This window comes from Undibacterium hunanense, from assembly GCF_014284335.1.
GTDB lineage: Bacteria > Pseudomonadota > Gammaproteobacteria > Burkholderiales > Burkholderiaceae_D > Undibacterium > Undibacterium hunanense.
Genome location: NZ_JACOGF010000010.1, coordinates 214,925 through 233,937, shown reverse-complemented (window position 1 = coordinate 233,937; position 19,013 = coordinate 214,925). Strand labels below are relative to the sequence as shown.

At 46.9% G+C, this 19,013-nt stretch carries 14 protein-coding genes and 10 tRNA genes; 19 read left to right on the top strand and 5 right to left on the bottom strand.

Annotated elements, in window-relative coordinates; genetic code table 11:
* The first annotated feature begins 10 nt into the window (after positions 1-10).
* The 14 genes from H8L32_RS19375 (at position 11) to H8L32_RS19310 (ending at position 6,336) form a co-directional block, all read left to right on the top strand.
* Positions 11-250, top strand: a complete 240-nt coding sequence (locus H8L32_RS19375) for a hypothetical protein (RefSeq protein WP_186948897.1) — start codon at positions 11-13, stop codon at positions 248-250.
* Between the two features lie 143 nt (positions 251-393).
* Positions 394-470 (top strand) — tRNA-Pro (locus tag H8L32_RS19370).
* A gap of 16 nt (positions 471-486) precedes the next feature.
* Positions 487-562, top strand: a tRNA-Gln gene (locus H8L32_RS19365).
* Between the two features lie 92 nt (positions 563-654).
* A tRNA-His gene (locus H8L32_RS19360) sits at positions 655-729 on the top strand.
* Between the two features lie 27 nt (positions 730-756).
* Positions 757-841, top strand: a tRNA-Leu gene (locus H8L32_RS19355).
* A 152-nt stretch (positions 842-993) separates the two neighbouring features.
* A tRNA-Leu gene (locus H8L32_RS19350) sits at positions 994-1,078 on the top strand.
* 109 nt (positions 1,079-1,187) lie between these two features.
* A tRNA-Ser gene (locus H8L32_RS19345) sits at positions 1,188-1,276 on the top strand.
* Positions 1,277-1,328: 52 nt separating this feature from the next.
* A tRNA-Leu gene (locus H8L32_RS19340) sits at positions 1,329-1,413 on the top strand.
* 388 nt (positions 1,414-1,801) lie between these two features.
* On the top strand, positions 1,802-1,945 hold the full coding sequence (locus H8L32_RS19335) for a hypothetical protein (protein WP_186948896.1): 144 nt from the start codon (positions 1,802-1,804) through the stop codon (positions 1,943-1,945).
* A 104-nt stretch (positions 1,946-2,049) separates the two neighbouring features.
* Entirely contained in the window at positions 2,050-3,327 is a 1,278-nt protein-coding gene (locus tag H8L32_RS19330) for a tetratricopeptide repeat protein (RefSeq protein ID WP_186948895.1), read from the top strand.
* A 250-nt stretch (positions 3,328-3,577) separates the two neighbouring features.
* Positions 3,578-3,662 (top strand) — tRNA-Leu (locus H8L32_RS19325).
* Positions 3,663-3,781: 119 nt separating this feature from the next.
* Positions 3,782-3,866, top strand: a tRNA-Leu gene (locus tag H8L32_RS19320).
* A 199-nt stretch (positions 3,867-4,065) separates the two neighbouring features.
* Positions 4,066-4,149, top strand: a tRNA-OTHER gene (locus H8L32_RS19315).
* 1,164 nt (positions 4,150-5,313) lie between these two features.
* Positions 5,314-6,336 carry a GTP pyrophosphokinase gene (locus H8L32_RS19310; RefSeq protein ID WP_186948894.1) on the top strand — a complete coding sequence of 341 codons (1,023 nt, stop codon included), beginning with the start codon at positions 5,314-5,316 and terminating at the stop codon, positions 6,334-6,336.
* 137 nt (positions 6,337-6,473) lie between these two features.
* On the opposite strand, the gene H8L32_RS19305 is transcribed toward H8L32_RS19310, so the two are convergent.
* On the bottom strand, positions 6,474-8,111 hold the full coding sequence (locus H8L32_RS19305; protein WP_186948893.1) for a hypothetical protein: 1,638 nt from the start codon (positions 8,109-8,111) through the stop codon (positions 6,474-6,476).
* A gap of 718 nt (positions 8,112-8,829) precedes the next feature.
* Here H8L32_RS19305 and H8L32_RS19300 point away from each other — a divergent pair.
* Complete coding sequence (locus H8L32_RS19300; protein WP_222619419.1) at positions 8,830-11,649, top strand: Ig-like domain-containing protein; 2,820 nt, start codon at positions 8,830-8,832, stop codon at positions 11,647-11,649.
* A gap of 264 nt (positions 11,650-11,913) precedes the next feature.
* Here the strand turns inward: H8L32_RS19300 and H8L32_RS19295 are convergent, their stop codons facing one another.
* Positions 11,914-12,462, bottom strand: a complete 549-nt coding sequence (locus H8L32_RS19295) for a hypothetical protein (RefSeq protein WP_186948892.1) — start codon at positions 12,460-12,462, stop codon at positions 11,914-11,916.
* A gap of 175 nt (positions 12,463-12,637) precedes the next feature.
* Between H8L32_RS19295 and H8L32_RS19290 the strand changes: the two genes are divergently transcribed.
* From H8L32_RS19290 to H8L32_RS19275, 4 genes are all read left to right on the top strand, one after another.
* Positions 12,638-13,246, top strand: a complete 609-nt coding sequence (locus tag H8L32_RS19290) for a glutathione S-transferase family protein (protein WP_186948891.1) — start codon at positions 12,638-12,640, stop codon at positions 13,244-13,246.
* A 105-nt stretch (positions 13,247-13,351) separates the two neighbouring features.
* Positions 13,352-14,254 carry an ADP-ribosylglycohydrolase family protein gene (locus tag H8L32_RS19285; RefSeq protein ID WP_186948890.1) on the top strand — a complete coding sequence of 301 codons (903 nt, stop codon included), beginning with the start codon at positions 13,352-13,354 and terminating at the stop codon, positions 14,252-14,254.
* 23 nt (positions 14,255-14,277) lie between these two features.
* Positions 14,278-14,919 carry an alanyl-tRNA editing protein gene (locus tag H8L32_RS19280; RefSeq protein WP_186948889.1) on the top strand — a complete coding sequence of 214 codons (642 nt, stop codon included), beginning with the start codon at positions 14,278-14,280 and terminating at the stop codon, positions 14,917-14,919.
* A gap of 160 nt (positions 14,920-15,079) precedes the next feature.
* Entirely contained in the window at positions 15,080-16,798 is a 1,719-nt protein-coding gene (locus H8L32_RS19275; RefSeq protein WP_186948888.1) for an AIPR family protein, read from the top strand.
* 97 nt (positions 16,799-16,895) lie between these two features.
* Here the strand turns inward: H8L32_RS19275 and H8L32_RS19270 are convergent, their stop codons facing one another.
* The 3 genes from H8L32_RS19270 to H8L32_RS19260 form a co-directional block, all read right to left on the bottom strand.
* Positions 16,896-17,420 carry a YidB family protein gene (locus H8L32_RS19270; RefSeq protein WP_408058951.1) on the bottom strand — a complete coding sequence of 175 codons (525 nt, stop codon included), beginning with the start codon at positions 17,418-17,420 and terminating at the stop codon, positions 16,896-16,898.
* Between the two features lie 256 nt (positions 17,421-17,676).
* Complete coding sequence (locus H8L32_RS19265) at positions 17,677-18,402, bottom strand: 16S rRNA (uracil(1498)-N(3))-methyltransferase (RefSeq protein ID WP_186948886.1); 726 nt, start codon at positions 18,400-18,402, stop codon at positions 17,677-17,679.
* A gap of 197 nt (positions 18,403-18,599) precedes the next feature.
* Positions 18,600-19,007, bottom strand: coding sequence for a DUF350 domain-containing protein (locus H8L32_RS19260; RefSeq protein ID WP_186948885.1), 408 nt, complete (start codon positions 19,005-19,007; stop codon positions 18,600-18,602).
* Positions 19,008-19,013: the final 6 nt, after the last annotated feature.

Here is a 19,013-nt window from a genome sequence, read left to right as displayed (position 1 = left end):
AGGACAGATTGTGAAAACTACGCGACTCCAACAACTGAATCAGAACTTGCGCACTCATGCGCAGGGGCTGGCACAGGCTGGCGATGCGGTTCTCAATCTGTTCCCGCTCTCGTCCCATGCCTCGCTCGCCAATCTGCCTTTGCAGTTAGCGCAGCCCAGCTCGCATCCAGCATTGCCCTTGCAGCATCTGGGCGCAGGTATGCAATTCAACATCCGGGGGGAAACCCCACAGGTATCCGGCATCAGTTAGTGTGCCTGATAACTGTTGCGACAAGCCCGGATGCGATCAACGCACCGGGCTTTTTGGTTTTTATACAGCATGATTTTTAGTACTCGACATAGTACGACAAGTCCCAGCAATGCAGTTGGGGCGGTTTTGCGTAAGTTTTGATACGGAGTGTGGCGCAGCCTGGTAGCGCAACTGCTTTGGGAGCAGAAGGTCCGAGGTTCGAATCCTCGCACTCCGACCAGCTTAATTAACACAACAGGGGATTAGCCAAGTGGTGACGGCATCTGGTTTTGAACCAGACATTCCAAGGTTCGATTCCTTGATCCCCTGCCAGTTTGGTGTACCTGTCATGTCGTCGCATGTGTCGCATGCACGTTTTACAGGTAGACAGTGAAACGGAAATAAAAGCTTCAGCCTGCTTTGGGGTGGCCATAACTTAACGGTGAAAGTCGTGGACTGTGAATCCGCTTATCTCGGTTCGATTCCGAGTGGTCACCCCAAAGCAGGTTGAAGTGAATGAGATAAATGTGCATGTGGTGGAATTGGCAGACACGCTAGCTTCAAAAGCCGGTATTGAAAAATGTGGGGGTTCAAGTCCCTCCATGCACACCAGATTTACCGTAGCAGGGTGCGTTGAGCGCACCAAGTTGAAGTAGGGTGCACCATGTGCACCGGGTGTTTTGTGCATATCACTATTTGCGTAATACAGTGAACGGTGCACGTGGTGCACCCTACATAAATAATGAAATTGACAGAGTTTAAATGCGCGTGTGGTGGAATTGGGATACACGCTGGTCTTAGAAACCAGTGCCGAAAGGATTGAGGGTTCAAGTCCCTCTGCGCGCACCAGGTTGAAGTAGGGTGCACCATGTGCACCGGATGTTTTGTGTATATCGCTGTTTGCGTAAGACAGCGAACGGTGCACATGGTGCACCCTACAGCAGGTCGTAATAAATGAGGAAACGTGGCAGAGCGGCCATTGCAGCTGTCTGGAAGGCAGTAGGGCCTTATAGGGTCCCGTGAGTTTGAGTCTCACCGTTTCCGCCAGATTTTTAGACGTATGCATGACCAAGAATGCATGTGAGTGTAGATGTTAAACGCGCGTGTGGTGGAATTGGGATACACGCTGGCCTCAGAAGCCAGTGCCGAAAGGATTGAGGGTTCAAGTCCCTCTGCGCGCACCAAGTTGAAGTAGGGTGCACCATGTGCACCGGGTGTTTTGTGCATATCACTATTTGCGTAAGACAGCGAACGGTGCACATGGTGCACCCTACAGCAGGAGTGAAATTGACAGAATTTAAATGCGCAGTTGTGGCAAACATAATTTATTCATCAATTACCCGTGCTGTTCAGTAAGTCTTTGTTTTGTATAGGTGGGTAGTGACAAGCATTTTTATTCATCCATAATAAGATGAACGTTCACAAAAAGGCGCAACTCGGCAATGCATTTCGTTGGAAGCTGGTGGAGGCTGGATACGGCATTGAGTTTGCAGATGGCTTGACCAAGAAATTGATGATAAAATTTTAATGGCGATTGATACTTTCAAGTTTCAACAACCTAGAGCGGCGGGCATGCTGAACCTGGTAAGAAGGACAGTCTTGGGCGATGTCATCCTGGGCAGGATCTACTTCAATGCGATGAATTCCAGTCTGGAAGTTTTGGCGATGGGAACGCACGTGGTAGTGACGCCAAACCTGCCGCAACGCGGCCGCTAAACCTATGGCATGCACTAATGTCATGATTTAATGATTTCCATTTTGGGGCATCCAAATTAAGCCTGCCTTTCTACTTGTCTAAAACTATGAACCTAATAAGTAAAATGCAAACGCTGTTCGGAAGGCGAGCACAAGCGAATGAGTCGACGGAGACAACCGCTCAGCTTCAGACTCAGGTACAGGATTTATTGGCAGCGGCCCAATATGATGCAGCCGAAAAATTGTGTCGACTTATCATTCAGAAGGATGAACGCTTCTTCAAAGCGTACAATTCCCTAGGTTTCGCTTTGCAACTAATGGGGCGTACAAGCGAAGCCATGCAGGCCTATCAATCAGCAAGAACTTTGAATCCTGATTATTGGCAAGCAGCCTACAACATCGGTAACTTATATAAGCTGACGGGACAACTCGACGCCGCTCTTTCTCCGTTCTACGATGCGATGGTAATGCGTCGCAAAGTACAGGCGAACAACCCACAAGCAGACCCTCAGGACAAAGGAATTTCGCAATCCAAGCTGCTGCATGATATTGAACAGCTTACGTATTTGATCAGTCAGGGCAAGAGTGATAGCAATATTCTTGATGCCAAGGCAGCCTTAGAAGAAATATTGCAATATATGAAGCAACATTCTGCCAAGGTCGTGATGGAATTACCGCCTTCTTTATCTGCCAAAAGTGCGAAATGGTTTAATCGCTTTGTAAATTATAGAGATGCACCTGCATTGCCTGGTGGAGCGCTCAATTCCGACATAGATTGGGCAGCAGTTGAAGACGCCTATTTCGCAAACGCGCCTGGAATGACATATATCGACAACTTTCTCAAACCGGAAGCCTTGACCAGCCTGCGACGATTCTGTTTGGAGTCGACGTTATGGTTCGATTACCAATATTTTGGAGAGTATGTCGGCTGCACCATTGAAGATGGATTCGTGTGTCCTTTGCTTCTACAGATTGCAGAAGAGCAAAAGGCGGCAATGCCAAGAATTTTTGGGGACCACCGGATTCATGGAATGTGGGGATACAAATACGACTCGGAACGAACTGGAATTTCAATACATGCGGATTTTGCTGCAATCAACGTGAACTTCTGGCTTGCTCCAGATGATGCCAATTTGGATCCGGACAGCGGCGGCCTTGTCATTTGGGACAAGGAAGCACCACTCAACTGGGAATTTGACGACTACAATAATAATACCGAAAAGATCACAGCGTTTTTGCAAGAAACTGGTGCAAAAACCTTCGTTGTGCCACACCGGCAAAATCGGGCGGCGTTATTCAATTCTGACTTGTTCCACAAAACGGATAATTTTAGGTTCAAGCCAGGATATGAAAATCGGCGTATCAATGTCACCATGTTGTTTGGCGATCGCAGGGCAACGTGAAGCCATTTCTAAGCGAACAGATTACAGCTTCAAACCAATCTTGATTCAGAGTTTATTTTTACGACAGTTGCAAGCCACTAGGTAAGCTGTTTTAAATGACCATTTTGTTGGAGTGCGAATGGCGGCGATGGGCACCGACCCGCTATGAGCCGATATCGCCGAGCGGCTGTAAACAGTCTAAATTTGTCTATCAGACGTTCTAACCATTTTGGATGAGAATTAGTGGCTACTCCGATGAAAACATGCAAATGCGCGTGTGGTGAAATTGGTTTGTACACTGGTCTCAGAAGCCAGTGCCGAAAGGGTTGAGGGTTCAAGTCCCTCTGCGCGCACCAAGTTGAAGTAGGGTGCACCATGTGCACCAGATGTCTTATGCATGTCACTATTTGCGTAAGACAGCGAACGGTGCACGCGGTGCACCCTACAGCAAGAGTGAAATTGACAGAGTTTAAATGCGCGTGTGGTGGAATTGGGATACACGCTGGTCTTAGAAACCAGTGCCGAAAGGATTGAGGGGTCAAGCCCCTCTGCGCGCACCAAGTTGAAGTAGGGTGCACCATGTGCACCGGGTGTTTTGTGCATATCGCTATTTGCATAAGACAGCGAACGGTGCACGCGGTGCACCCTACAGTGCACCAGGTTTTTCGTGCAATCGAATTGTATAAAACATCAAACTGTGCGTGCAGCGCACCCAGCAAATTGGACCGTGCGTCTATAAAACATCACATACAGAATTTTGGAAGCGTGGCAGAGTGGTTGAATGCACCTGTCTACATACAGCATTGCTGTCGGGGGCCGTGAGTTCGAATCTCACCGTTTTCAATTTTTACTGTCTCATGAAGGAACAAATGAAAGTCTGTTCCTTCATGAGAAGCCTATGCATCCACCTCATTCCTCCTTAGTACTGTAGATAGATAAGTCCCCGATTTTTGAGTAAATGCCCAAAGGATATTCAACTTCGCGCAATAAGAAAGAAGCGCAAATAATATAGATTCTGCGGCTAACGCTAAACCAATTTCTCTAGTTGCAATCAGATCCGAACGAATACTGAAATAGAGCGCGAAAGATATTTCTCGAACTATAAAAGCAGCATAAACAGTGCTGTAAGAAGTATCAAAGCCCATGCTTCAGACATAAATGGAGATGCTTGTGATTGGTTTTCGTTCATATTAATGGAATTTAAATTATTGCATTATTATTAATAATTAACGTTTATTTGATTAACTTTACGGCGTTCAACAATTAAGTCACACTGCCAAATGGTTTTGAAATAATAAATATCGAGAAAATTTAAGGCGCTAGACGTTACGGAATTACACTTCAATGATAAAAAATTTTCGTTTGATAAAGCTCACTACAGTTATATTTGTCGCGATACACCTTCTTGGATGCGTAAACATGTATCAGCAGCCAAATTCGGGAGCAGATACTGCGGAACTAACAGTGCAACTCGTCGGCAATGTTCGACCAGTAAAAACAGCGGTGATATTCAAGGATCCGCTTGAGTGCAGAGTGAACCAAAGAATCGACTTGCGCGAGTCTGATAATGCGGCAACCATCGTGATTCGATCTGGCACAACGACAGTAGGGCTTTCTACAATTGGAGCAGCTGGCGGAGGGTACGGAATTAACGTTCAGACTTGCAACGCCATATATTCCTTTGCTGCACGTCCAGGAGCGAAGTACCGATTGACTCATACAGATAGCCCTCAGACATGTGGGGTTCAGCTTCTTGAGGAAACTGATGGACAGACACAGAATATTACAAGTTCCACGGTAAAACGTGCGTTAGCCAGCCTACTTCTTCCAGGCGGACCAAATCGATCATTTTGCACTGATAAGATCAATGGATGAAGAGTCAGCAGATTTATTTCTTAAAGTATTGAAAGAACCAACTTCACTGTTGACTGAGCGGTTGGCGTATGCTGAAAAGGTAACATAATGCTTCTAATTATTTACCAATTTTAAAAAGAAAGGAATATAAACTTGGATAGCCCTTTAAATAGAATATGGAAGAGCAAGCCTGAGTTAATTCGTAGTTATTACGATATGCTTCCTATTCATCAACGTCTTTGTGATGAAGTTAAGTATATTCTCGAAAAGAAAATAAAATCTTCTGGTATTGAAATAGGGCACTTGACTTCTAGGGCGAAAGCGCTTGAGAGTTTTTGTGAAAAAATAGAGCGAAAAATATACAACAACCCATTGCAGGAGATCACCGATCTATCTGGAGTGAGAGTTGTTTTCCTATACGTATCCGATAAAATTAAATTGGAGAAGCTTGTTGAGGATGAATTCGAAATACACGAGAGGGTCGACAAACTGGGTGATCAAGGAGTGGAGAAATTTGGATACGGAGCCCTTCATTATATTGTGAGCTTAAAAGAGCAGCATGCTGGGGCTAGATACGACGACCTAAGGAGTGTACGTTGTGAGATACAAATTCGAACAATTCTCCAAGATGCATGGGCGATTGTGGCTCATCACTTGTCCTACAAACATGAGGACGATATTCCTAACGAGTTAAAACGAAAACTTCATGCACTTTCTGGATTATTTGAAACTGCCGACGACCAATTTGAAAGTATCAATCATGCAAGGATTGAATATCAAAATAGCGTAAAACATCAAATTAACGCCGATTCTAAATCATTCTTAGAGCATGATATAAACCTTGACAGCCTCCTTGGCTACATGGCTTGGAGGTTTCCTGACAGGGATACTTCCTCTATTGAAGGGGCAGCTAGTTTACTAGAGGAATTGAACGAGTTTGGGTATAAAAAGTTAAATAGCATTGACAATGCGATAAATAGAGCTTGGGATGCTGTTATTGCAGAGGAGAAAAAATATCCTCCTCGAGATCCTAATGGATACGGGCCTGGAGAATATATTGGAGTTGGATTGATAAGGAGTGCGTTAGAATTTGTAGACGAGGAGTATCGGGAATCCAGAAAACATCATATGTTTAAAGAGGAAAGATTAGCCGAGTTTTTAGAATTGGTTAAATAGGCCGTATTAAAAAAAATTAAATGGGCTGTTTATGAAAGTCGTGAACTGGCTATCATAATTCCATCTTCACGTGTCTGAAACAAACAGAAGTATTTTTCCTATGATATAAATCTTCGCATATTGCTATTTAATGCAGCTTAATTGACATGGAAGGAATCCATGAACGCCGCAATCTTGGGTGAGTTTGCTTCATTTTTTTCTGTGGCAACTTCGATGATATAGATCGTTTTGTCGATCACGTAGTAATGCGCTTGTCTGACCAAGCCTTTAGCTTCCAGGCGCAGGCTGCGGCCTGGGTTGCCATCCAGACGTATCATGTGGTCATCGCTGACAATGGTATTTTCGCCTTGTGCGGCACTATTGCGGATGTTGTCCAGCAAGCCAGATACATCGGCAGGGCGTGAGGGCAGTTCGAAATAAGTGATGCCATAGAAAAATTTGCCTGCGTGCAGTGCATAGCTATGATTATTCGTGACGCCTGGGGCAACTTTGGCTGCTTGCTCTACTGGCTTGCCTGGCAGACTCACGCTAAAGCTGTGATCTGGCGGTGAAAATGCTGTAATTGCTTCTTCTTTCGGGCCCTTGCTTATCTTTAGCAATACGCCATAGCCAATCAGGCTCAACACCACGCAACATACCAGGATGTTGCGCATGTCATGATTGTTGTCGGGTATAGCTGAAGGTGCACCGAGCAGGCCGACTTTATAGCCTTCTTCCTTCAATCGGGCACTGGCCTTGAAATTCATGAACAGGAAAGTAAACAGGCTTACGAGTGGTATGCAGGACAACACAAACATCACCAGACTGATCCGCCCTGACCAGGCAAAACCTTTGGCCATGCGGAAGAATCCAAACAGGCCGGTAGCGGCGACCAACAGGCAGAGAAACACACTGATCATCAACTCGGTGCGGTCGAAAATATTGACATTCTTCATCCAGCTCGCCAGAAACAGTGACAGCAGGATGCCAAAAATAAAAAGCCGCTGCCCACTGGCGATGCTGCCGATTTCTGCATCATGATCTGACGTGGCGTTTGCCGTGTTGCCTCTGGATGCAACAGCCTTATTTGATGCTGAATGGCGTGACCCGACGGCAGACGAACGACCGGTGTTGCTGGTGTTGCCAGCATTGCTGCTGCCATTGCTACCCATGACGGCCAGCGGATTGCTGATATCGCTGCGGCTGAAGATCCAGTGATATACGGCACGGTTGGCTTCAAACACGGAGGCCTTGGCCGTGATGGTGATTGACAGCAGCAATTCATCGGTGCACATGCAGCAAATGATCATGCAGGTATCTTCTTCATCACCATGCGCTCTGCCACGGTATTCGGCGGCGATACCCTGTATGCCATAACCCCAGTTTTCACCCTTGATCACAGCCGGGCGTGCCACTTGTTTCAGGTGCGGCATTTCTTTTTCAAGCATGGGTAGTCGCATGCCAACCCAGCGTTCTATCGATACCTCTGCGCGCGCGAAGCCATTGGCTTCCATGCGGGTATCGGTGGCAGCGTCATGCAGATGGATGGAACGCGTATTCTTCACTTCGCGCCAGGCGCCAGGCGCATAAAATTCCAGGCCCAGATTGGCGTTATGAAATTGCTTGGGGTTCAGGTTGGAAATGTCATGCCCGGTCAGTTCACGCTGACTCGATGGCGCAGGTGCAGGTTCTGGTTTTTTGGCTGCGGGCTTATCCCAGTCTTCCAGACTGAGGGAACTGCCGGCAGCGTTGGAAGGGCGGCCTTGTGGCTCGGGCGTGATGGTGTCAAATTCCATGATGCTTGTTTATTGTAGTTATAGGAAAAAGGAAACAGACGTCGTCAAAAATTAAAGCGAGGATTAAAACATTCTCAATAGATTTGTGTCAAATCGTTTCAGTGCTTTACAAAAAAGTGAATTTCCACGTGGAAAATATTGCGAAAAATATTGAAGCAAGGCAGATTTTTCAAGGGGTGAAAACAAGCGCAGGCAGCGGTGTAGGCTAGCGGTATTTTTGCAATACCCAGACATACACCTCGGTCTCGCAAGAAAACATTTCCCGATGGAAAATTATCTCTCGTCTATTTTGGTGCAGCCTCAGAATAGTCATCAAAAAATGCCACAAAGCAGTTCAAAAAATGTGGCAAGAGTAGTTTTTTTACAAATCTGTTAAAAAAAGTAAACACGGGTCACAAAATTGACATGTGTCGATGTTAATCTAGTAATCGTTTGCGCAAACGATTGCTTAGTTGAACTGTCGTTAAATCTCGTTTCTGGAAAGCTGCAAACAGCATCGTGGTAAGAAGAATAGGTAGAGCTTTACAAGAATGGCTGCTTACAGATATCTGAACAAGGCTGGAATAAAAGAAGCGAGAGAGCGAATGTGTTTCTACCCGGAACACGTGCGCAAGTTGGTAGTTTGCCCTCTTTTTTGACGATTTCATCTGAATGAAGATATGTGTTTGACAGCCACATCATCGAATGTCAAATATCAATTATTCAGGGGGAATCTTTTATGCAAGGCCAACAAAAAAACGGCAGGCTAAAACTGCTGGCGCTACAACTAAGTCTGATTTTTGCAGTCGGTTTTACCGGGATGGATGCGGCCTACGCATCTATTCCTGATCATCATGAATTTGATGCCAGTCTGCATGTGCCATATCGTTCTGACGCCAAAGCCGGTGCCGAATCCCGTTATTTCACGATGGAATTCGAATATCCGTATGTCACCAAAGAACAGTCCATCACCTGGCGGCTGGAATTGCTGGGTGCTGACGGACGTGTTATTGACCATTGGTATGGCGTAGAAAAACTGTTCAAAAAAACCGTGACAACGCAGTTTTTCTGGAGTGGTCGCGGCCCCAGGGGCGAAGCCCTTAAAGACGGTATCTATCAGGTCAGATTGACTGCCAAAGCTACGGACACTGTGGCGTTGCAGGCGGCTCCGGTGGCGGATGTTGCCACCCTGGTTGAACGCGCCCTGGCCAAACATGATACGGAAATCATTACGCAAAGCTGGCCACTGCAAGTTGGTAGCGTGGCTGCACCTAAAATGCCAGGCTTTGCGGGTTTGCCGACCAAAGCCAGCAAAGCGCTGTCGACTGCCAGCACCACAAGCACTGCAAGCACAGCGGCCAGCCGCCAGACAGTGGCCGGCGCAGCACCACCGCCAGTTGCGGCGACCGCTTCCTTGCCATACACCGTGTATTACGGCAACTTGCATAGCCAGACCAATCACAGCGATGGCGGTGGTGAACTGACATCCTGTGTTGGTGCGCAAAACCCGCAATCTGCTGCCTATGGCCCGACGGATGCCTATCAATACGCATTGAACAAGGGTCTGGATTTTTTGATGACGTCTGAACATAACCATATGTACGATGGTTCTGACAGCACCAATACCTCGGCCAATCCGGCCACAGCTAAAAACCTGTATCAATCCGGCCTTGCCGCTGCCACCAGTTTCAATTCCAGCCATGCCGGTTTCCTGGGTATTTACGGCATGGAATGGGGTGTCATCAACAATGGTGGGCACATGAATATTTTCAACTCGAATGAATTGCTGGGTTGGGAATACAATAGCAGCAACCAGCTGATCGCTGACACATTCACCACCAAGAATGATTATGCCGGCCTGTACACACTGATGCGTCAGCGCGGCTGGATAGGGCAGTTCAATCATCCTTCCACCAGCGGGCAATTCCTCGTCAACAGTACGCCATTCGGTTTTACCGCAGATGGTGATCAGGCCATGGTGGCTTGCGAAGTTCTGAATACTTCAGCATTTTCGACCAACACCACAGAAACCGAAACCAGTCGCAGCACTTATGAAGGTGCCTGTAACAAGGCGCTGGAAGCCGGTTTCCATGTTGCCTTTACCACAGACCAGGATAATCACTGCGCCAACTGGGGTGCGTCTTACACCAACCGTACCGGCGTATTGTTGCCAACGGGTGCTGCCTTTAATACAGCCAATTTTATCGATGCATTGAAAGCGCGCCGTATTTTTGCCAGTATGGACAAGACCTCGCAAATCGTCTTGACCGCCAACGGGCATGTCATGGGTGAACGCTTCACCAACAGTGGCACACTGACTCTGGTCAGCAATTTTGCCAGCACCAGTGGTCGTACTGCTTCAACGGTCGTTATTTATGAAGGTGTGCCAGGCCGCAATGGCACGGTAACGCAATTGTCCAGCACCGCCACGACCACAATCACCCCGACAGTGGGCGAGCATTTTTACTATGCAAAAATCACTCAGGACGATGGCAATATCCTGTGGTCGGCACCGATCTGGGTAACCCAGTCGAATAGCGTGGATACCACGCCACCAACGGTCAGCGCAGGTGAGTCCGGCAGCAGCGGTACGATTACGCTGTCCGCCAGTGCGACTGATAATGTGGGTGTCAGCAAGGTCGAGTTCTATGTGGACAGCGCACTCAAAGGTACGGTCACCAGTTCGCCTTATAGCATGACACTGAACTCCACCAGCCTGACCAATGCCAGCCACAGTCTGGTCGCCAAGGCCTATGACGCGGCTAACAATGTCGGTACGTCATCGGCTGTTAGCTTCACCATCAATAACCCGACCAGCGATACGACTCCACCTACGGTCTCTGTCAGTGAAAGCGGTAGCAGTGGCACCATAACCTTGTCTGCCACGGCGACGGACAATGTGGGTGTCAGCAAGGTAGAGTTTTATGTTGATGGCACGCTGAAGGCAACCAGCACCGCATCACCGTATTCAACCACGCTGAATTCAACAACATTGTCGAACGGTAGCCATAGCCTGACTGCCAAAGCCTATGACGCTGCCAATAACATCGGTACATCGTCGGCATTGAGTTTTACGGTCAACAATACGACCTCGACGCAGTTGATTACCAATGGTGGCTTCGAAAGTGGTACCAGCTCCTGGACGGCCAGTTCTGGCGTCATCAGCACGGGTGGTTCTGAAGCATCGCGCACTGGCAGCTATAAAGCCTGGCTCAATGGCTACGGCAGTACCCATACTGATACGCTGTATCAGCAGGTCACCATCCCCGCTGCTGCCACAGCAGCCAGCCTGAGTTTTTGGCTGAAGGTAACATCAGACGAAACCACGACCACCCAGGCTTACGATACCCTCAAACTGCAAATTCAAAACAGCAGTGGCACCGTATTGGCAACACTGGCGACGTATTCGAACCTGAATAAGGGAACGGCGTACGTCAACAAAACCTTTGATCTGACCAGCTATAAAGGCCAGACCATACGCGTGTATTTTGTGGGTGTGGAAGGTAGCGTGACGGCTACGTCTTTCCTGATTGATGATGTGTCGCTGATCGCGCAGTAAACTGATTCGTCGCAATATTGAAAAAGCCTGCCAGTTGATGAGCTGGCAGGCTTTTTCTTTATCTCGGGATGCTATTCACTACAACTGACTAGAACTCATTTCATAAATAGGAGTGAGTGCGAACAAGACGATTTGGGATGCAGTGCAAGGCGTGACGCGCAGCTAAGACTGGAGCCTTAGCAAGTGGCACAACGCTGCAATACGCCCAAATCGTCTTGTTCGCACTCACTCCTATTTATGAAATGAGTTCTCGCATTGTGAAAATCAGGAAGCGACCAGCAAAAAGTACCCGCTTTCCAGAACGCCTGTATCGACCACGGCGTTAATCGCCGCTTGAGGATTGCTGGTTTGTATGGCATCAGTGGTGACACCGTTAATGACGGCGTAGACGGTGTAGGTATCACTGATATTCAGCGTGCTTGCGATGAAGTCATCGGTAACAACGACATTCTGTGTTACCTGGTCATTTTGGCGTATGGAAAAAATGACGGGTCCCACGCAAGTCTTTTGAAGTTGCAATTGATTCGGATTGCTATACGGGACATGGATCATGTCAAATTCAAATGTACCTTGCTGCATAACTTGTTTCACCTGCGCCAGAAAACCTGCAGCCCCGACAAAGCTCTGGCTGGCGCTGGTATAGGTATTACCTTGTATGACGGTCGTCGCGAAGACGCTGGCGGGAGGTAAATCAGTCGCCAGTTCTGCCATGGATTCCGGCGGCACTGGCAAATGCTCTGCAATCAGCATATCCCCTTTCAACACCGTAAAATAGGCCTGGTAATTGGTTTTGTTCGTCAAGTTCATGGACATTACACTCTCCTGTAGGGTGGTTTGCCTTGCAGACATGAAGGCGGAAGCGGGATTGTTTATTTTACATTAACATGCCGATATTACACAATGCAGGTTTGCCGACTAATATCCTGTTTTGTTGTTGATCCTTTCACATCACCAATGCCACCAAAACCGCCAATCAGGAAAGAATTGTATGCATATCAGGTTTTATCATGCCCCGGATGCCAATTGCTGTGAGCGATTGTTATGGATACTGGATTACAAGCGCGTGCCCTATGAACGCATAGACGTGGGGCTGACACAGGTGGGTGAACATGTCACCCAACACAGTCCTTTTGCCCGCGTGCCACTGATGGAAATTGATGGCATACCCTTGAGTGAATCCATGGCCATGGCCGAATTCATCGAAGAACTGGTGCCCAATCCGCCTTTGCAATATGCCGAAACCTTTGCCCGGGCGCAGGTCCGCGAGATTTGCGAAGCAGTCAATTCGTCCATCCATCCACAGCAAAACGGTAGCACCGTCCGGTATTTTCATCCCGAATGGAGCCGGGAACAAATGAAGCCAGCGCGCGCCAACTGGCTCAATATCAACCTGCAAAAACTGCAAATCCGCCTGTGGCGCAGCAGCCAGTTTGCAGTGGGTACAGAATTCACCCAGGCCGATATTTTTGTCAGCATCATTTATCGCAAGGCCGTAGATTTGGGTGTGCCCATCACAGATCTGTCGCTGTATGAAAAACACTGGCAGTTTTTGATGTCGCATGAGGCGATACGTGCCAGCTGTCCGGTGGCATCATGAACCGATAGAGTAAGTGATGCAGGGAAAATAAAATCAAATAGCATTTACTTTTTTGAGAATGGTAAATGCACTTGCATTCTGATTTGTATGAATAGAACAGACATAATGAATTCACTAGAACGCGCGTTGACATCACTGGATGGTTTATCTATCGGTGATGCTTTTGGCCAGTGCTTTTTTCAAACAGAAAACAAACTTCTGCTTGACGAAGGCAATCAGTTACCTGAAGCACCCTGGTATTTTACTGACGATACAGAGATGACGCTGTCTGTCATCGCGATCTTGCGCAATTACGGTGAGATCGATCAGGACATCCTCGCCAAAAGTTTTGCAAAGCATTACAGCTATGACCGTGCCTATGGGCCATCCATGCATAGAGTTTTGGCGCGCATCAATGCAGGTGAAGCCTGGCAGGATGTAGTTGCCAGTGCTTTTGAAGGACAAGGCTCGTATGGAAACGGTGCTGCCATGCGTGTTGCCCCTCTGGGGGCATATTTTGCTGATGATCTGGGTTTGCTGGTGAAACAGGCAAGCTTGTCGGCTGAAGTGACGCACGGTCATCCTGAAGGAATAGCGGGAGCCGTCGCAGTGGCACTGGCCGCTGCACAGGCTTGTCTATGCAGGAATGCTGGAGTTCGCCCCAGACATGCAGAATTTTTGGGTGAAATTATAGCCTTGTTGCCGCAAAGTGAAGTGCGTTCCAAACTGGTTCGCGCACAGACCATGACCACGGTAGGGAACATGGATTTCCCGGTCTCTGTTTTAGGAAATGGTAATAACATGTCGGCGCAAGATACTGTGCCGCTAGCTTTATGGTGCTGCGGACAGTCACTGGAAGATTTTGAGAAAGCGATGTGGCTAACCGTCAGCGCAGGTGGTGACCGCGATACCCTATGTGCAATTGTCGGCGGTGTTGTCGCTTCGTTTGTTGGTAGCGAAGGTATTCCTGATAGCTGGCGAACGAAGCGTGAAACTTTGCCAGGCTGGTATCTTGACACGCACCGATAAGGTGATATGTAAGAGGACGTAAATTGACAAAAAAATTATTTTGGAACGACCCCTATCAAACCAGCCTGCTGACACAGATCAGTGCAGTGGATGGCAATGATATTCGTCTGGTATCGACGATCTTCTTTGCATTCTCTGGCGGGCAGGAAAGTGATCAGGGTACGATAGCCGGGCATGCGGTAGTCGCTGCGCGCAAGGAAGGGTTGGAGCTGGTGTATACGCTGGCGGATGGGCATGGCTTGTTGCTGGGGCAGGATGTGGAAGTCTGTATAGACTGGGAACGGCGTTATCGCCTGATGCGCCTGCATTTTGCTGCGGAGCTGGTGCTGGAATTGTTTTACAAGTCGCTATCTGGTGTCGGTAAAGCAGGTGCCCATATTGCCGAGGATAAGGCGCGCATCGACTTTGTCTGGTCTGAAAGCATTGCGCCCCTGCTGCCTGCATATACGCAAGAAGCGCAAGCCATCATTGATGCCAATCTCGATATCATATGTGCCTTTGATGATGAGTCGACACAGCGACGTTATTGGGAAATCAGCGGATTTTCGTGTGTGCCTTGCGGCGGTACCCATGTCAAAAAGACGGGTGAACTGGGGCAGATCAGGCTGAAACGCAACAATATAGGGCGGGGCAAGGAGAGGGTGGAGATATATCTTAGTAAATAAAACATGTTAACAGCTTGGGAAACATTATTCTGTTATTATTTTATTTGTTTTATTGATAATTATTTTTCCCTAATTGCATTGAGTGAGTAAATTTCTTGTTTGACTTCTAAATTTAAAAGTCTCGTTAACTTAATTTTTTTCTATTGACCAAAGGAAAATTATGAAAGATGAAATACTTAAAAGTTTTGTAAATGATTTTGCGGATCAAAACGCAATTAATGAATTAGATGAAAGTAAAGTATTTGAAAGATTTGCAAACTACTGTGTTATTTCAAAGCAATACCCACGAGAATTTAATTATGAATGTCTGTCAGTTGGTGGAGGCGCTGATACTGCACTTGATGGAGTGGCCATAATTGTAAACGGAAATATTGTTGAAGAGCATGAAGAGGTAGCTTTTTTTTTGAAAAATAATGGATCATTGTCTGTTTCATTTTCTTTTATTCAGTCGAAACTTTCTCCAAAATTTAATGGAGCGCAAATACTTAATTTTTTAGCGGGTATTAAAAATTTTTTTTCAGACGTATCTGCGATTCCTGAAAGTGACGACATAAAGGCTCTTAGAGAAATAAAAGATGCTATTTATAAGAATTCTATTAACTTAGAGAAAGCTCCAAGTCTGGATTTATTCTTTGTTTCAACAGGAAGTTGGGAGGAGCCAGAGCATATTAATGGACTCGTAAAATCGGAGCTTAAGATATTGACTGAGCGTGGGCTTTTCTCAAAAATTGATTTTCAATGCGTTGATGCAGAAAGACTCAAAGAGATATATAGGGAAACGCGAAATAAAATAGTAAAAGAAATTGAATTTCCCTCATTAGTTTCTTTGCCGGAAATTTCAGGTGTTCGGCAATCCTTTGTTGGAAATCTGTCGTCCAAAGAATACTTGAAGTTGATTACAGATTCCGACGGTAAATTGCAAAAGAATTTATTTTACGACAATGTCCGCGATTACCAAGGAAATACAAGTGTTAACCGTGAAATTGATAGAACTTTGAAGTCCGGTGGAGGGCAAGCTGCTATAGCAATATTTAATAATGGGATAACTGTTATAGCAAAGAAAGTTGAAAGGATAAGTAGCAAAATAAAGTTAACGGATTATCAAATTGTTAATGGATGTCAAACCAGCCACGTGTTGTTTGAAAATAGGCAGATATTGCAAGACGGGTCTCATATAGTGCTGAAAATTATAGAAACCACCGATCCAGACATTGCAGTTAGCGTGATTAAGGCTACAAATCGTCAAACTGAAGTTAAAGTGGAGGCTTTTGAATCTTTGTCACCGTCTCATAAAGATCTTGAAGAATATTATAAGGCCCAAGCTGCGAATAGAAAGTTTCCAATATACTATGAGAGACGGTCAAAGCAATATGATGGTATTCCTGGGGTTAAAAATTGCCAAGTGATCTCACTATCCGCACAAATAAAAGCATATGTTTCTGCTTGTTTAGCTCAACCACAAAGTACTCATAGATATTTTGGCGAGATTTTGGACAGTAATCGTGGAAAAATGTTTCTTGAAACTGATAGGCATGAGAAATATTATCTTGCCTCGGCGATCCTGAACCGAATAGAGATGCTTTCAAAGCGAGGTTTTATTGATCGAAAAATGAAACAATTTAAATACCACTTAGTATATTTGCTGTATATGTACTATGTTCAAGTTTTCGCCAAACATGGCAAGCCTGTATTTGACGAAATTTATCGAGCTATTGATCTCGAGCCTGATTTCAAAGGCGTGGTTTCGGCAGCAATTACAAGCGTTGAACAATCGTTGAAACGATTGAAAATTACAAAACCCGATGCTACCCGTAGCAAAGTTGTGACTGATTTGCTCAGTAAAGAACTTTCGCTTCAAGTACAAAATCAGAAAAAATAGAGATTTTGAAAAGAATTTATCTTTAAATGAAGGGAAAACAGTCACAGTAAAAATTTGCTATGGCTGTTCTTTTAAAGATAGTCATTATCTTGTTGTATTATTTGCCAAACAGCGATGAAAACTGTTGCAGTACATCTGCCGGGTTGATGCTCCCGGCTTCCGGTACCTGGCCATGCGGGGTCAGGTGGTCGATGATGCCGGGCAAAAATTCGGCCAGATGGCTGGCTGCGCCTTCGTGGGAAATACCTGCGGAATCAGCCAGTTGCTGCAATTGTCCGCCACCCAGGGCTTGCTGAATTTGCGCGGCAGAAATCGGCAGGTTTTGCCCTGTGCCTACCCAGGACTGTACGATGTCGGCCAGACCGGCCTGTTGGAAGGTATTGATCAATGACTGTAATCCGCCGCCAGACTGATTATTGCTCAACATGCCCATAGCGGCCTGAATTAGCATGGATTTGGAGTCGGTACTGCCGTTATTACCCTGGTTCATGCCACCCAGCATGCCTAATGCGCTATCAAGAAGTCCCATGATTATCCTTTCAGATGAAGTTGATGCGTCTGTAAATGTACAATGTGTACAACGCTTACAACGGCGAGTGTATGTCGCCTGGCGTACAGTAATTGTGAACTTTATATGAAATTTGACATTGTTTTACTGGCATGGCTTTTTTTGATAGAACTTATGCAAAATTGTCTCAGCAAGGTTATCGCTTTTAGGGAATCTCCCTTGCATGGGAGGTTCGTTTCGTCGGCAGGCAACGTGTTGCCTGAAACACCGACTACACCGTCAGCGACGAAGACAGTACTTTAGTACCGAATCTTGCTAAATGCGGGAGCTGCAACGCAGCTGGGGCGGTTTTGCGTAAGTCCTATTTGAATTACATTCCGCCCCAAGCGGCATTCAACATGGCAATGGCGGCCAGGCCTGCTGTCTCGGTACGCAAGATACGCGGGCCCATCGAAAGGGCCAGCACACCATGTTTGATGGCAAGATTTTCTTCTTCATCCGTATAACCACCTTCCGGCCCTATCATCAGGCTGACGGCTTGCGCCGGGTGGTGGCGTGACCAGTCGGCCAGTGACTGGTCAGCGCGTGGAGTCAGTAATATTCTCTGATGCATGTCCTGCTGGCCCAGCCACTGGGTGTAGTTCATCACCGGTGCCAGATGGGCGAGGCGGTTGCGACCACACTGTTCGGCAGCGGCAACGATAATGCCTTGCCAGTGTGCCTGTTTCTTCTCGGCACGTTCTGCCGACAGCTTGACGACGCAACGTTGCGCCGCCAATGGCTGTATGGCGCTGACGCCCAGTTCCATGGCCTTTTCTATGATCCAGTCCATTTTTGATGCTTCCGGCAGGGCCTGCACCAGGTTTAATGAATAGGGCAGCTCACATTCTTCCGGCAAAAATACTTTGACATCTGCGGTCACATTTTTCTTGCCGACTTCGGTCAGGGTAGCGACATGGCAGCCACCTTCGCCATTAAAAATATGAATGTTGTCACCGACACTCTGGCGCAGCACAAACACATGATGTGCAACTTCATCCGGCAGGGCAATGCTGGAACCTATACTCAAGGGCAGCGGACAATAAAAACGTGGCATTGCTTTCTCGATTAATTTAAAACTTTTTCTAGTGGACTGTAACAGTTGAAACAGAAGTGAAAGACGCTTGCCCGGCGATCAGGGCAAGGCAAGGTTAACACTTGTGCGTAGCGATAGTGAACTATCGCGAGCATTTGCAACGCAGCCATGATCGTCGTGCAAGTGGAAGGCACTCTGTTTTCAATTGTTACAGTCCACTAGTATGTCATACAGGCGGCATTGAGCATCCCCAATCCCAGACTCAGTGCCCCCAGGAAAACGCCTGAGGCAATTTTATTGTCCGGTATGTCAGACACAATGCCCGGTATCAGCAGGCGGGCAACACCAAATGCCAGCAACTGTATGACTAGTGCCACCACACCCCAGAAACACATGTCCACCAGGCTGACACTGTTGGCGATGGCTGATGCCAGTGCAGTACAGTAACCAAGCACAGCACCAGAAAGGCTGGCGGCTGCTGCCACATTGCCAGCACGTATCAGGGCGATTTCGCGATACGGGGTAATGCGGATATAGACCACCACGAAGACCGCCAGCAAGACAAAGGCGGCGGCGATATGGCTGAAGAAGGCGATTAGCCCGTGCGTCACTAATTGTTCACTCATGGGGCA

What these genes read in the sequence shown, in the direction of transcription:
- H8L32_RS19335 (WP_186948896.1), top strand. Translation starts at nt 1,802, where the DNA reads ATGCTGAACCTGGTAAGAAGGACAGTCTTGGGCGATGTCATCCTGGGC.
- H8L32_RS19330 (WP_186948895.1), top strand. Translation starts at nt 2,050, where the DNA reads ATGCAAACGCTGTTCGGAAGGCGAGCACAAGCGAATGAGTCGACGGAG.
- H8L32_RS19305 (WP_186948893.1), bottom strand. Translation starts at nt 8,111, where the DNA reads ATGGAATTTGACACCATCACGCCCGAGCCACAAGGCCGCCCTTCCAAC.
- H8L32_RS19300 (WP_222619419.1), top strand. Translation starts at nt 8,830, where the DNA reads ATGCAAGGCCAACAAAAAAACGGCAGGCTAAAACTGCTGGCGCTACAA.
- H8L32_RS19295 (WP_186948892.1), bottom strand. Translation starts at nt 12,462, where the DNA reads ATGTCCATGAACTTGACGAACAAAACCAATTACCAGGCCTATTTTACG.
- H8L32_RS19290 (WP_186948891.1), top strand. Translation starts at nt 12,638, where the DNA reads ATGCATATCAGGTTTTATCATGCCCCGGATGCCAATTGCTGTGAGCGA.
- H8L32_RS19285 (WP_186948890.1), top strand. Translation starts at nt 13,352, where the DNA reads ATGAATTCACTAGAACGCGCGTTGACATCACTGGATGGTTTATCTATC.
- H8L32_RS19275 (WP_186948888.1), top strand. Translation starts at nt 15,080, where the DNA reads ATGAAAGATGAAATACTTAAAAGTTTTGTAAATGATTTTGCGGATCAA.
- H8L32_RS19265 (WP_186948886.1), bottom strand. Translation starts at nt 18,402, where the DNA reads ATGCCACGTTTTTATTGTCCGCTGCCCTTGAGTATAGGTTCCAGCATT.
- H8L32_RS19260 (WP_186948885.1), bottom strand. Translation starts at nt 19,007, where the DNA reads ATGAGTGAACAATTAGTGACGCACGGGCTAATCGCCTTCTTCAGCCAT.